Genomic DNA, 12871 nt, shown 5'->3' with positions numbered 1-12871 from the left:
TACCACCCCTCATCCATGTGCGTTTGTGCGCCGGGGGTCAGACCCCGGCCGGTGCCTTCGTCGGGGTGTCGGGGTCGGTGGTCGGGGACGTGGGGGAGCCCGTCGCCGTGACGGGGGAGGCGGCCGGTTCCCGGGAGACGTCGAACTCCGCCGGCAGGTCCTTGCCGAAGCCGAAGAAGTACGTGGCGAGGAACCCGGCGAGGTAGCCGACCAGCAGGCCGCCCGCGTAGATCGCGACCGTGGTGCCGAGGCCGTGGTTGCCGTCGAGGAGGGGGAACAGGGCCCAGCCGGACGGGCCGATGGCGGTGGAGCCGACCTTGTCGCCGAGCTGGTTGAACAGCCCGACGAAGCCGCCGCCGAACGCGCCGCCCACGCACGCCGTGACGAACGGGCGGCCGAGCGGGAGGCTGACGCCGTAGATCAGGGGCTCGCCCACACCCAGCAGACCCGCGGGCAGGGCGGACCTGATGGTGCGGCGGATCGACTCGTTGCGGGGGAGACGGAAGTAGACCGCGACCGCCGCGCCGACCTGGCCGGCGCCCGCCATGGCGAGGATCGGGAGCAGGACGGTGTAGCCCTGCTGCTCGATCAGGGTGGTGTGGATCGGGATGAGCGCCTGGTGCAGGCCCAGCATCACCAGGGGCAGGAAGAGTCCGCCGAGCACGAAGCCCGCGCCCGCGCCGCCGTTGGAGAGCAGCCAGTCGGCGAACGTGCCGATGGCGGTGGAGATCTCACCGGCCACGTACATCAGGCCGAAGATCGTCACCAGGCCGGAGACCAGGACCGTGAGCGTCGGGGTGACCAGTACGTCCAGCGCCTCGGGAACCCGGCGGCGGCACCACTTCTCCACGTGCACCGCGAGCACCGCCGCGCCGAGCGCGCCGAGCACACCGCCCTGGCCGGGGGAGAGCTTCTGGCCGAACGCCTCGATGTTGGCGACGCCCGGGAACACGATGATCGCGGCGACCGCACCGCCCAGGATCGGCGTCCCGCCGAACTCCTTCGCCGTGTTGAAGCCGACGAACACGGCGATCAGCGCCATGAACCCGGACGCCATCGCGGCGAGGGCGGGGGTGATGGAGGTCAGCCAACCCAGGTTCACCAGCAGGCCGTTGAGGCCGGCGATGATGCCGCAGCCGATGAGCGCCGGGATCAGCGGGACGAAGATGTTCGCGATCCTGCGCAGGAACAGCTTGAACGGGGTGGCGTTCTTCGCCTTCCGCGCCGCCTTCATCGCGGCGCCCTGGGCGGCCAGTTCCTCCGCCGAGGCGGAGGGAGCGGAGGGGGGAGGGGCGTCGGCCGGGGCGGCGGGGCCGGGGCCGGACGCCCCGGCCTCCGCCACCAACTGCTCGAACTCCGGAGTGACCCGGGCGACGGTGCCCGGGCCGAGGACGATCTGGTACGTGTCGTCCTCGACCACCCCCATGACGGCGGGTACCGCCTTCAGGGCCTCGTCGTCGACGAGCGAGCGGTCGTGCAGGCCCAGCCGGAGCCGGGTCATGCAGTGGGCGATGGAGCTGACGTTCGCGGCGCCGCCGACGAGCGGGAGGATCGCGGCGGCGATGGCGCGGTTCTTGTCCTGTGGTGCCATGGTGCGTGGTGCCTTGCTGTGGGGGGAGGTGCGGGGTGGAGCCGGTGGGTCAGGTGGTGCGGGGAGCGGCGGCCAGGGCGGTACGGAGGTGGCCGTGGGAGGAGTCCAGCAGTGCGGCGGCGGTGGGGCCGTCGACCTGGCCGAGGATGGTGAGGATGGCGTTCTTCACCTCGCCGTCGGTCGCGGCGAGCGCGGCCTCGATCTCCTCGTCGGACGCCCCGGTGGCCAGCGAGACGATCCGGCGGGACCGGGCGCGCAGCTTCTCGTTGGAGGCGCGGACGTCGACCATCAGGTTCCCGTACGTCTTGCCGAGCCGGATCATCGTGATCGTCGAGATCATGTTGAGGACGAGCTTCTGGGCCGTGCCCGCCTTGAGCCGGGTGGAGCCGGTGAGCAGCTCCGGGCCGACGACGACCTCGATGCCGTGCTCGGCCGCCGCCCCCAGCGCGGAGTTCGCGTTGCAGGACAGCCCGAGCGTCAGGGCGCCCTTGCGGCGGGCGTGTTCGACGGCGCCGATCGCGTACGGCGTGCGGCCGGAGGCGGAGATGCCGACCACGGTGTCGTCGGCGGTGAGGTCCAGGGCGTCGAGGTCGGCGGCGGCCAGCTCCTTGCTGTCCTCGGCGCCCTCGACGGCCGTGACCATGGCGGTCGGGCCGCCCGCGATCAGGCCGACGACCTGGGACGGGTCGGTGTTGAAGGTGGGCGGGCACTCGCTGGCGTCCAGCACGCCGAGCCGGCCCGCCGTGCCCGCGCCCGCGTAGATCAGGCGCCCGCCGCGCGCCATGCGCTCCGCGATGCCGTCGATCGCGGCCGCTATCTCGGGCAGCCGGGCGCCGACGGCGTCCGGTACGGACCGGTCCTCGCCGTTCATGATGCGGGCTGTCTCAAGGGTGCTCAGACGGTCGATCTCGGCGAGCTCGGGCCGGAACGCCTCGGTGGTGAGCGTTTCGAGCTGGGCGCGCAGGTCCCCGTGGTCGTCGGGGCCGGCGGGGGTGAGGTCGGCGATGGAGGTCATGGAGGGTGACTCTGCCTTTTCGGTCTCGGGCTCGTACGGTTCCGCGGATGGGGGGTTCGGGGCGAACGGGTCCGCGTTCGGGGTGCGAGTGCGGGGGTTCGGAGAGGTCGGGGACGGGGGCGGGGAGCGGGGGACGGGGGTGCGCGGTACGGGGGACGGGGTACGGGTCAGCGGGGACGGGGCGTGTGGCGGTGGGCCAGTGCCTCGTAGGAGGCGGAGAGGGCCGGTGCGGCCGTCTCGTAGGTACGCTGCGCCACGCCTATGAACAGGCAGTCGACGACGAGGAGTTGGCTCGTGCGGCTCGACATGGCGGCGGGGCGCAGCTCGCTCTCCCGGGCGGTGGACGTGGTCAGTACGTGGTCGGCGTACTGCGTGACCGGGCCGTCGGGGCGACCGGTGATCGCGACCGTCGTCGCACCGCGGTCGAAGGCGACCCGCAGCGGCTCTATGACGTCGACGGTGGAGCCGGAGTGCGTGATCGCGATGGCCACGTCGCCGGAGCGGAGCTGCACGGCGTTGGTCACCGCCAGGTGCGGGTCCGTGTGGGAGTGCGCGATCAGCCCGATGCGGGCCAGCTTCTGCGCGAGGTCCTGGCCGACGAGGGAGGAGGCGCCGACACCGTAGATGTCGATCCGCCGGGCGGTGGCGGCGGCGGCCACGGCGGCACCGAGCTGGACGGTGTCGAGCCCGGCGGCCGTGTCGGCGAGGGTCTGCTGCTCGTCGTAGGCCAGCTTGGCGACCACGTCGGCGATCGGGTCGTCCACCGCTATGTCCGCGGTGACGGAAGGGGCGCGCCCCGACTGCTGGTGCGCGGCGAGCCCGGCGAGGGCCAGCCGCAGGTCGCGGTAGCCGGGGTAGCCGAGGAGACGGGCCGTGCGGACCACGGTCGCCTCGCTGGTGCCGGTGAGTTCGGCGAGACCGGTGACCGTGAGGGCGGCGCAGCCCGCGGGGTCACCGGCGACGGCCTCGGCGACGCGCTGCATGGAGCGGGTCATGGACGGCGCGAGCGTGCGCACCTTGGCCGCGAGGGCCGCCGGGGCGGGCGGGGAGTCGGCGCTGAAACTTTCCTTCAAGTCGTTGGTCACATTTGAAAGATATTTTCAACCGGGTTGCCCGTCAACCCCCCTTTTGAGCCTGCGTCCCGGCGGCGCCGTTCCGGCGTAGTTCCTGCGGAGTTCCGGGGGACTTCCAGGGGGACTGCCGGAGGGCTTCCGGAGGGACTTCCGGGAGTGGGCTTCGGACAGCGCGGAAACGGCGGGGGCGGGCGCGTGGGGCCTTCTCGCGGGCGGAGCGACAATGGGGCCATGGAGATGAACCCCTTGGAACAGGCGTTGCACACGGCCCGTGCACTGGTCATGGCCGATCTCGCCGCAGGTGACGTCGCCGAGGCCGGGATCGTCTCGTTGGTCGAGGACGCGGTGACCCACCGCCGCTGGTGGGTCGAACAGTGGCCCGACGGGGCCGCGTTCGTGGTGGGGCTCGTCGCCCAGGACGTGCAGGACGCGCTGCTCGAACGGTACGGGCGGTGGCCGCTCTGTCCGGTCTGCGACGCGGGCGACCCGCACGCCCTCGACGTCGAACCGGAACTGGGCCCGGACCCGCACTGGGTGTGCACCAAGGCGGCCGTGGCCGTGGCGCCGGTCGGCTCGCTCGACGGGATACTTCGCCGGTGACGGTCTACATCGATCCGCCTCAGTGGCCGGGGCACGGGCGGCTGTGGTCGCACCTGGTCAGCGACGTGTCCTTCGACGAGCTGCACGCCTTCGCGGCATCCATCGGCTGCCCGCCGCGCGCGTTCGAGCGGGACCACTACGACATACCGGAGGAGCGGTACACGGACGCGGTACGGGCCGGGGCGAAGGAGATCGGCCCGAAGGAACTCGTCCGCCGGATCACGGAGGCGGGGCTGCGACGCCCCAAGGGACGCCCCGCCCCCGGGGCCTGATGGCGGTCCGGGGGCGGGGGCGGCCGACGTGCTGTCAGGCGGTCGAGGGCTTCGCGTCCGCGCACGCCTCCACCGGCGTGTCCGACGACGCCGCGGCGGGCGCCCCGGCCACCCGGCGCGACCTGCCGCCGCCCTGCAGCCGCAGTGAGAGCACCACGGCCGCCAGCGCCACCACCGTCATCGCCGCACCGGCCCACGCGGTCGCCGCGAAACCGAAGTCCGCGTCGATCACCGCACCGCCCAGCCAGGGGCCGCCCGTGTTGCCCAGGTTGAACGCGGCGGTGGCCGTCGCACCGGCCAGCGTCGGTGCGGCACCCGCGACGTTGAACATCCGGGCGTTCAGCGCCGGGGCCGTGTAGAACGACGACAGGCCCAGCAGGAACGCGAGCCCGACCGCGGCGACCTGGTACGAGGCGAACAGCGCCAGTGCGACCAGGAGGATCGTCGAGGCCGCGACACCGCTCATCAGCACCCCGAAGAGGTGCGCGTCCGCGACCCGGCCGCCGATCGTCGTACCGACCAGCGCCCCGATCCCGAACAGTGCCAGCACCGTCGGCACCCAGCCCGAGTCCAGCCCGGCGACATCGGTCAGCAGCGGGGCCAGGTAGCTGAACGCGCAGAAGACACCGCCCGCGGCGAGTGCCGTGACCACGATCGACAGCCACACCTGCCGGTCGCGGTAGATGCCCAGCTCCTGCTTGATCCGGGGGCGCCGCTCCGGCAGCGGAATGCGAGGGATCAGGGTCGCCACCCCGACCAGGGCCACGGCGGACGCCGCACCCACGGCCCAGAACGCCGACCGCCAGCCGAAGTTCTCGCCGAGGAACGCCCCCAGGGGCACCCCCAGCACGTTGGCGATCGACAGTCCGCCGATCATCACGGCCATGGCGCGGGCCCGCGCGTTCACCGGCACCATCGCGATGGCGACCGCCGCCCCCACCGCCCAGAACCCGGCACAGGCGAACGCGCTCACCACCCGGGACACGAAGAGCACCTCGTACGTCGGGGCGAGCGCGCCCGCGACCTGGCCGAGGCCGAAGACGGAGATCAGGGTGATCAGAGTGGTGCGGCGCGGCAGCCGGAGCGTGGCCACGGCGAGCAGCGGGGCGCCGATCACCATGCCGATCGCGAAGGCGGATATGAGGAGTCCGGCGCGGGGTATCGACACGTCCATGTCGTCGGCGATGGGCGGCAGCAGTCCGGAGAGCATGAATTCACTGGTCCCCAGGGCGAAGACCGAGAGCCCCAGGACGTACACGGCGAGAGGCATGCGGGAGCGGATGACGGCAGAGTCGGGCATGACAGCTGCCAACAGCGATCACATGCCGCCGCATTCCCGACGTATCGGCAACGTTGCGGCATTGTTTCCCGCCGGCGGCGCGTGTCGGCGGTGCGCGTCCGTCAGTGGTCGAGCAGCTCCAGCTCGGTCAGCAGGTTCCGCCGGGCCCGCTGCTCCCACCGGTCCGCCCCGTACGGGGTGCGGAACAGCCGGGGCAGCCCGAGCAGCTGGCGCAGCACCGTCGCCCGGCCCTCCCGGAACGCGTCGTCGGGCACGAAGCCGTACTCCTCGCGGACCTGCGCCGTGTACGCCGCGTAGTGCTGCGGGTCCGCCGCCAGGATCGCCAGGTCCGCGTCGCACAACACCTCGCCGTCGGTGTCGCCGGGGGCCGGATCGTGGGTGACGGTGAGTCGTACGAGGCGGGCCACCTCGGCCGTCACCCCGTCGGGCACCCCGGCCTCCGGGAGCGCGCGTTCGGCGAGCGCCGCGCTGCGCTCCTCGTTCTCGGACCGGTCGGGCCGGTACACCGCGTCGTGGAACCAGGCGGCGAGGCGTACGGCGTCCGGGTCGGCCGCGTGCCCGGCGAGGGTGTCGACGTGGTCGAGCACCGCGGCCAGGTGCGCGGTGGTGTGGTACCGCCGCTGCGGCTCGGCCCAGCGCGCCAGCAGGTTGTCGGCGTACGGCGCGGGATCGGGCGCCGCGGCCCCGCCCCGGGCGCGGACGAGCACCTCCCGCCAGCGCTCCCGGAGGGAGCCGTCGACGCCGTCGGCCCCGTGGGCATCGCCTGTACGCGCACTGTCGCTCATGCGGCCGACCCTATCGGCGAACACCGGGCCGCCAGGCGGCGATCCGACCCCCGGGGCGTGCGGGCGTCCCACTCCCCGGGCCGGGTCTTGTCGGACCGTGGGGCAGTCGCTAGCGTGCGCCCGTGACGGATCTGACGAACCCGGCGAACCGGACGGCCCCGGCTCCGGTCCCGGTCCCGGTGGCGCCGACGGCCCCGGTGGCCCCGGCGAGGGCTCCGATGGATCTCAACGCGGATCTCGGCGAGGGGTTCGGGCACTGGACCCTCACCGACGACGACGCGTTGCTCGACTGCGTCACCAGCGCCAATGTGGCCTGCGGGTTCCACGCGGGCGACGCCTCCGTGATGCGGCGGGTCTGCGACCGGGCGGCGGCCGGGGGAGTACGGATCGGCGCCCAGGTCGCGTACCGGGACCTGGCCGGGTTCGGGCGCCGCTCGATGGACGTGCCGCCCGCCGAACTGACCGCGGAGGTCGCCTACCAGATCGGCGCCCTGCGGGTGTTCGCCGAGGCGGCCGGGTCCAGGGTCTCGTACGTCAAACCGCACGGCGCCCTCTACAACCGCGCAGTGTGGGACGACGACCAGGCCGCGGCCGTGATCGAGGGCGTCCGGCTGGCCGGCGGCGACCTGGCGGTGCTCGGGCTCCCGGGGTCGCGCCTGCTCGACCGCGCCCGGGACGCGGGCCTCACCGCCGTCGAGGAGGCCTTCGCCGACCGCGCGTACACGCCCCGGGGAACGCTGGTCCCGCGCGGCGAGCCCGGCGCGGTGGTGCACGACGGGGACGAGGTCGTACGGCGCAGCGTCGGCATGGCGGTGGACGGGGGCGTCGTCGGGACGGACGGCAGCCGGATACCGGTCGCGGCGCGCTCGTTGTGCGTGCACGGCGACACCCCGGGCGCGGCGGCGCTGGCGCGCCGGGTCAGGGCGGCGCTGGAGGCGGCGGGCGTGGCCGTGCGGGCGTTCGCGTGAACGCGGACACCGGCACGGGCATGGACGGCGGCACGGACACCGGCACGGGCACGGGCACGGACGGCGGCACGTGTGCGGACCCCGGCATGTGCACGGACGCCGTCCCGGGTGTCGAGGTCCTTCCCGCCGGGCCCGGGGCGCTGCTCGTCGAGCTGTCGTCCGGCGAGCACGCCGAGGCGTTCCACGCCGAGCTGCTGCGGTGCCGTGCGCTCGGTGAACTGCCCGCCGTGCGCGAGGTCGTGCCCGGCGCCCGCACCGTTCTCCTCGACGGCATCGCCGACCGCACCCCGGACGGCCGCGCGCGGCTCGTCCGGGAACTCCTCTCCTGGCGGACGCCCCCGCCGCGCCGCGGCACCGGCGCGGTCGTCGAGATACCCGTCGTCTACGACGGACCGGACCTCGCGGACGTCGCGGCGGCCTGGGGCGTCGCCGTCGCCGATGTGCCCCGCATCCACGCGGGGACCGAATTCCGGGTGGCGTTCTGCGGGTTCGCCCCCGGCTTCGGCTACCTCACGGGCCTTCCCGAACGGTTGCACGTGCCGCGCCGCGCCACCCCGCGCACCCGGGTCCCGGCCGGTGCGCTGGCCCTCGCGGGGGCGTACACCGGGGTGTACCCGCGTCCCTCGCCCGGCGGCTGGCAGATCGTCGGGCGGATGCACGGGCCGGGCGCGCTGTGGGACCCGGCCCGGGAACCGGCCGCGCTGCTGAGCCCCGGGGCCCGGGTGCGTTTCGTCGCGACGGAGGCACGGCCGTGACCGGGGCCGCGGGGCCGGACCGGGGCCGACCCGCGGTACCGGGACGTGCGGACGCCGCCGGACCGGACCGGGGCGGGCCCGTCGGCACCGTCCGGGTGGTCCGGGCCGGGGCCCTGACCACCGTTCAGGACACCGGCCGCGCCGGCTGGGCGCATCTCGGGGTGCCGCGTTCGGGCGCCCTGGACGCCCCCGCCGCCCGCCTCGCCAACCGGCTCGCCGGGAACGGGCCGGACGCGGCCCTGCTGGAGACGACCGTCGACGGCTGCGCGGTCCGCCCGGACCGGCCCGTGCTCGTCGTCGTCGGCGGGGCGCCCTGCCGGGTCACGGTCGACGGGCGGCCCGCGGCCTGGGGTGCGCCCGTGCGCGTACCGGCGGGCGCGGTGCTCGAAGCGGGCCCCGCCGCGCAGGGCCTGCGCGGCTATCTGGCGTTCGGCGGCGGCCTGTTGCCGGAACCCGTGCTGGGCAGCAGGTCGGCCGACCTGCTCTCCGGGCTGGGCCCGGCCCCCCTGCGCGACGGCGACGTGCTCCCGCTGGGCCGGGCCCCGGCGGGCTCCCGGGGCGCCGACGCCGTGCCCTGGCCGGCCGCGCCCGCCGAACTGGTCCTGCCGCTGTCCCTCGGCCCCCGCCACACCTGGTTCACCGACGACGCGCTGCGCACGCTCACCACGGCCGTGTACCGGGTCTCGCCGCACAGCAACCGGATCGGGCTGCGCACGGAGGGCCCGGCCCTGGAGCGGGCCCGCGCGGGCGAACTGCCCAGCGAGGGGATGGTGCTCGGCGCCGTCCAGGTACCGCCGGACGGGCGCCCGGTGGTGTTCCTCAACGACCATCCGACGACCGGCGGTTACCCGGTCGTCGGCGTCGTGGACGGGGCCGCGCTCGCGGGCGCGGCGCAGGCCGTGCCCGGGACCCGGGTGCGGTTCGTGCCCGGCGGGAGGTGATCCGTCGTCAGATAGTCGGTCTGCCCGGTGCGTTCGTGCGGTGCGCGGCCCTTTTGGCCGCAGCCGTCACGTCGGGGCGGGCAGCCCGAAGTGGTCCATGACGATCCGCATCGTCACGGCGCCGTCGGCGTTGAAGTCGGGGTCGGCGTCGTACGCCGGGGTGTGCCGGCCGACTATCCCCGCGTCCAGCAGTTCCCGCAGCAGCAGGTCGCCGCTGCGCCGTGACTCGCGGCGCCGGCCGACGTTGAAGTACGACTGCTCGAACCCGCCCCGGCAGTGCTGGAACTGGAAGGGGTGGTCGGGGCAGTGCGGGATCATGTAGTTCTGCCCGTGCGGGCACTCGCACGCGGGCGTGGTGGCCAGGAACACCGTCTCCACCCGGCCGGGTCCGCCGAAGCGTTCCTCGTAGCGGAACCCGGTGATGTCGCGCGCCAGGTCCGCCACGGCCGTTCCCCGCCCCGGCAGGTCGGCCGCGTCGTGCGTCGCCCAGGACCAGCCGGCCGATTCGCCCCCTGTACGGGCGGGGTACCCCGCCTCGGCGAGGACGGCGGTCAGCGTGGGCAGGTCCAGGCCCTTGGCGTAGGTGACGAAGGTGCCGGGGGCGATCGGAACGCCCGTCTCCCGCACCACCTCCCGGGCGAGCGGGGGCGAGGGGAGACCGAAGGCGCCGGCGATCGCCCGTACGAGCCGGTCCTCGTCGTCGTAGTGGTGGTCGAAGCAGTCGTGGTCGTCGTCCGCGTCCGCGGCCCCGCAGTCCGAGCCGGGGCCTATGAGCCCGGCGGCGAGCAGCTCGACGGACAGGTGGTCGGGATTCTCGCCGACCCGCTGCCTGATGTCCTCGAAGCTGAAGCCGAGGACCAGACGGCCGTCGCGGTAGTGGTCGAAGGCGGGCCCGTGCGCCTTCGCGCTGCACGGCTCGGTCACGAAGACCACGAGCTCCGTGCCCTGCGGGCAGACCTGCCGGTAGTCGACGCCCTCGTAGTCGTCGATCTCGTCGTTGAGCATGTCGTGCACCGCCCAGGCCCACCCGTTCGCCTCGCCGTGGGCGAGCGGTTCGCGCCGCAGCCCGCGCAGCCCGGCGGTGAGCGCGTCGGACGACAGGCCGCGGGAGAAGACGATGTTCACCTCGTGGCCGGGAAAGGAACCGTGCATCCAGCTCGTCATGCCCAAGACCTTAGACACCGCCACTGACAACGCGATCTGCCGGGAGGCCCGTTGGCCCCCGGCAGATCGCGTCGGGTCGGTGCGGTGGTGCGGTCGGTGCGGTTCCTGCGGCTGGTTACGACGCGGCCCGGAACCCCCTCAGCCGCAGCGAGTTGCCGACCACGAAGACCGAGGAGAAGGCCATCGCGGCCCCCGCGATCATCGGGTTGAGCAGTCCGGCCGCGGCGAGCGGCAGGGCGGCCACGTTGTAGGCGAAGGCCCAGAACAGGTTCGTCCGGATGGTTCCCAGGGTCTTCCGCGACAGCCGGATGGCGTCCGCGGCGGCCCGCAGGTCCCCGCGCACCAGCGTCAGGTCGCCGGCCTCGATCGCGGCGTCCGTGCCGGTGCCCATCGCCAGACCCAGGTCGGCCTGGGCGAGCGCGGCCGCGTCGTTGACCCCGTCGCCGACCATGGCGACCGAACGGCCCTCGGCCTGGAGGCGCTTGACGACGTCGACCTTGTCCTCCGGCATGACCTCCGCGTACACCTCGTCGATGCCGACCTCGGCCGCGACCGCCTCGGCCACCGCGCGGTTGTCACCGGTGAGCAGGATCGGGGTGAGCCCGAGGGCCCGCAGCCGGGCGATGGCCTCCGCGCTGGTGTCCTTCACCGCGTCGGCCACCTCCAGGACCGCACGCGCCTCGCCGTCCCAGGCGACCGCGATGGCCGTCCGGCCCGCGGCCTCCGCCTCGGCCTTCCGGCGGGCCAGCTCCACCGGCAGGTGGATCTCCCACTCGGCGAGGAGTTGTTCGCGGCCGACGAGGACGGCGTGGCCCTCGACGATGCCTTGGACGCCGAGTCCGGCGATGTTGGTGAAGTCCTCGGGGGTGGGCAGGGTGCCGGTGCGTTCGGCGGCTCCGGCGGCGACGGCCTGGGCGATGGGGTGTTCGGAGGCGTGTTCCAGGGCGCCGGCGAGGCGCAGGACGTCGTTCTCGGTGGTGTCGTCGGCGGTGTGGACGGTGAGGAGGGTCATGCGGCCGGTGGTGACGGTGCCGGTCTTGTCGAGGACGATGGTGTCGACGCGGCGGGTGGTCTCCAGGACCTCGGGGCCCTTGATGAGGATGCCGAGCTGGGCGCCGCGTCCGGTGCCGACCATGAGGGCGGTGGGGGTGGCCAGGCCCAGGGCGCAGGGGCAGGCGATGATCAGTACGGCCACGGCCGCGGTGAACGCGGCGGTCAGACCCGAACCGTTGCCGAGCCAGAAGCCGAGCGTGCCGAGTGCGAGCGCGATGACGACGGGGACGAAGACGGCGGAGATCCGGTCGGCGAGGCGCTGGGCGGCGGCCTTGCCGTTCTGGGCGTCCTCGACGAGCTTCGCCATCCGGGCCAGCTGGGTGTCGGCACCGACCCGGGTGGCCTCGACGACGAGCCGGCCGCCCGCGTTGAGGGTCGCCCCGGTGACGGAGTCCCCGACGCCGACCTCGACGGGCACGGACTCACCGGTCAGCATCGACGCGTCCACGGCCGAGGCGCCCTCGACGACGGTGCCGTCGGTGGCGATCTTCTCGCCGGGACGGACCAGGAACCGGTCGCCGACCTGGAGTTCGGCCGTCGGCACGGTCACCTCGTGGCCACCGCGCACCACGGTGACCTCCTTGGCGCCGAGTTCGAGCAGCGCCTTGAGGGCCGCGCCCGCCTTCCGCTTGGAGCGGGCCTCGAAGTAGCGGCCGGCCAGGATGAAGGCGGTGACGCCGGCGGCGGCCTCCAGGTAGATGTTGCCCGCGCCGTCGCTCCGGCCGATGGTCAGCTCGAAGGGGTGCGTCATGCCGACCATGCCCGCGGTGCCGAAGAACAGCGCCCACAGCGACCAGAGGAACGCGGCCGTGGTGCCGACCGAGATCAGCGTGTCCATCGTCGCCGCGCCGTGCCGGGCGTTGGTGAACGCGGCCTTGTGGAACGGCCACGCGGCGTACGTGACGACCGGGGCCGTCAGGGTCAGCGAGAGCCACTGCCAGTAGTCGAACTGGAGCGCCGGGATCATCGACATCGCGATCACCGGCACGGCGAGCGCGACGGCGGTGAGCAGCCGCTGCCGCAGCGGACGCAGCTCCTCGGCCCCGTCGTCCTCGGTGACGGCCCCCGGGGCGTCGCCCCCGGCGCGGGCCGGCGGCGCGGGCTCGTGCGCGGTGTAACCGGTCTTCTCGACGGTGGCGATCAGGTCCTGTACGGAGATGTCCTCACCCCGGTAGCTGACCTTCGCCTTCTCGGTGGCGTAATTGACGGTGGCCTCGACACCGTCCATCCGGTTGAGCTTCTTCTCGATGCGGGCCGCGCAGGAGGCGCACGTCATGCCGCCGATCGCGAGCTCGACCTCTGCGGTGGTGCCGGTGGTTGCCCCGGTGCCGATATCGGAGCCGGGTGTGGCGGT

At 74.0% G+C, this 12871-nt stretch carries 12 protein-coding genes; 5 read left to right on the top strand and 7 right to left on the bottom strand.

What is annotated here, in order from left to right; translation table 11 throughout:
- Positions 1–37 precede the first annotated feature (37 nt).
- The 3 genes from ABZZ04_RS03700 to ABZZ04_RS03690 form a co-directional block, all read right to left on the bottom strand.
- Positions 38–1591, bottom strand: coding sequence for a PTS transporter subunit EIIC (locus ABZZ04_RS03700; protein WP_356930543.1), 1554 nt, complete (start codon positions 1589–1591; stop codon positions 38–40).
- Between the two features lie 49 nt (positions 1592–1640).
- Positions 1641–2606 carry an N-acetylmuramic acid 6-phosphate etherase gene (gene murQ, locus ABZZ04_RS03695; RefSeq protein WP_356930542.1) on the bottom strand — a complete coding sequence of 322 codons (966 nt, stop codon included), beginning with the start codon at positions 2604–2606 and terminating at the stop codon, positions 1641–1643.
- 167 nt (positions 2607–2773) lie between these two features.
- Positions 2774–3691, bottom strand: a complete 918-nt coding sequence (locus ABZZ04_RS03690; RefSeq protein ID WP_356930541.1) for a MurR/RpiR family transcriptional regulator — start codon at positions 3689–3691, stop codon at positions 2774–2776.
- 219 nt (positions 3692–3910) lie between these two features.
- Between ABZZ04_RS03690 and ABZZ04_RS03685 the strand changes: the two genes are divergently transcribed.
- On the top strand, positions 3911–4279 hold the full coding sequence (locus ABZZ04_RS03685; RefSeq protein WP_356930540.1) for a hypothetical protein: 369 nt from the start codon (positions 3911–3913) through the stop codon (positions 4277–4279).
- Positions 4276–4551: a DUF4031 domain-containing protein gene (locus ABZZ04_RS03680; protein ID WP_356930539.1), complete on the top strand. Its 276-nt coding sequence runs from the start codon at positions 4276–4278 to the stop codon at positions 4549–4551. The genes ABZZ04_RS03685 and ABZZ04_RS03680 overlap by 4 nt, the downstream gene beginning before the upstream one ends.
- 34 nt (positions 4552–4585) lie before the next feature.
- Here the strand turns inward: ABZZ04_RS03680 and ABZZ04_RS03675 are convergent, their stop codons facing one another.
- Both ABZZ04_RS03675 and ABZZ04_RS03670 read right to left on the bottom strand, forming a co-directional pair.
- Complete coding sequence (locus ABZZ04_RS03675) at positions 4586–5821, bottom strand: Cmx/CmrA family chloramphenicol efflux MFS transporter (RefSeq protein ID WP_356930663.1); 1236 nt, start codon at positions 5819–5821, stop codon at positions 4586–4588.
- A gap of 131 nt (positions 5822–5952) precedes the next feature.
- The gene (locus tag ABZZ04_RS03670) at positions 5953–6636 is read right to left on the bottom strand and encodes a hypothetical protein (RefSeq protein WP_356930538.1); all 684 of its coding nucleotides are present in this window, start codon (positions 6634–6636) and stop codon (positions 5953–5955) included.
- Between the two features lie 218 nt (positions 6637–6854).
- Between ABZZ04_RS03670 and ABZZ04_RS03665 the strand changes: the two genes are divergently transcribed.
- The 3 genes from ABZZ04_RS03665 (at position 6855) to ABZZ04_RS03655 (ending at position 9300) form a co-directional block, all read left to right on the top strand.
- Positions 6855–7604: a 5-oxoprolinase subunit PxpA gene (locus ABZZ04_RS03665; RefSeq protein ID WP_356930662.1), complete on the top strand. Its 750-nt coding sequence runs from the start codon at positions 6855–6857 to the stop codon at positions 7602–7604.
- A gap of 86 nt (positions 7605–7690) precedes the next feature.
- The gene (locus ABZZ04_RS03660; RefSeq protein ID WP_356930661.1) at positions 7691–8359 is read left to right on the top strand and encodes a carboxyltransferase domain-containing protein; all 669 of its coding nucleotides are present in this window, start codon (positions 7691–7693) and stop codon (positions 8357–8359) included.
- 95 nt (positions 8360–8454) lie between these two features.
- Positions 8455–9300 carry a biotin-dependent carboxyltransferase family protein gene (locus ABZZ04_RS03655; protein ID WP_356930660.1) on the top strand — a complete coding sequence of 282 codons (846 nt, stop codon included), beginning with the start codon at positions 8455–8457 and terminating at the stop codon, positions 9298–9300.
- A 66-nt stretch (positions 9301–9366) separates the two neighbouring features.
- Here ABZZ04_RS03655 and ABZZ04_RS03650 read toward each other — a convergent pair whose 3' ends face one another.
- Together ABZZ04_RS03650 and ABZZ04_RS03645 are read right to left on the bottom strand one after the other, a co-directional pair.
- Positions 9367–10464, bottom strand: coding sequence for a hypothetical protein (locus tag ABZZ04_RS03650; protein ID WP_356930537.1), 1098 nt, complete (start codon positions 10462–10464; stop codon positions 9367–9369).
- Positions 10465–10579: 115 nt separating this feature from the next.
- Positions 10580–12793, bottom strand: a complete 2214-nt coding sequence (locus ABZZ04_RS03645; protein ID WP_356930659.1) for a heavy metal translocating P-type ATPase — start codon at positions 12791–12793, stop codon at positions 10580–10582.
- Positions 12794–12871 lie beyond the last annotated feature (78 nt).

Origin of the sequence: Streptomyces sp. NPDC006435 (assembly GCF_040612315.1) — a bacterium.
Lineage (GTDB): Bacteria > Actinomycetota > Actinomycetes > Streptomycetales > Streptomycetaceae > Streptomyces.
The sequence above is the reverse complement of the archived record's forward strand: the minus strand, read 5'-3'. Positions and strand labels throughout refer to the sequence as shown.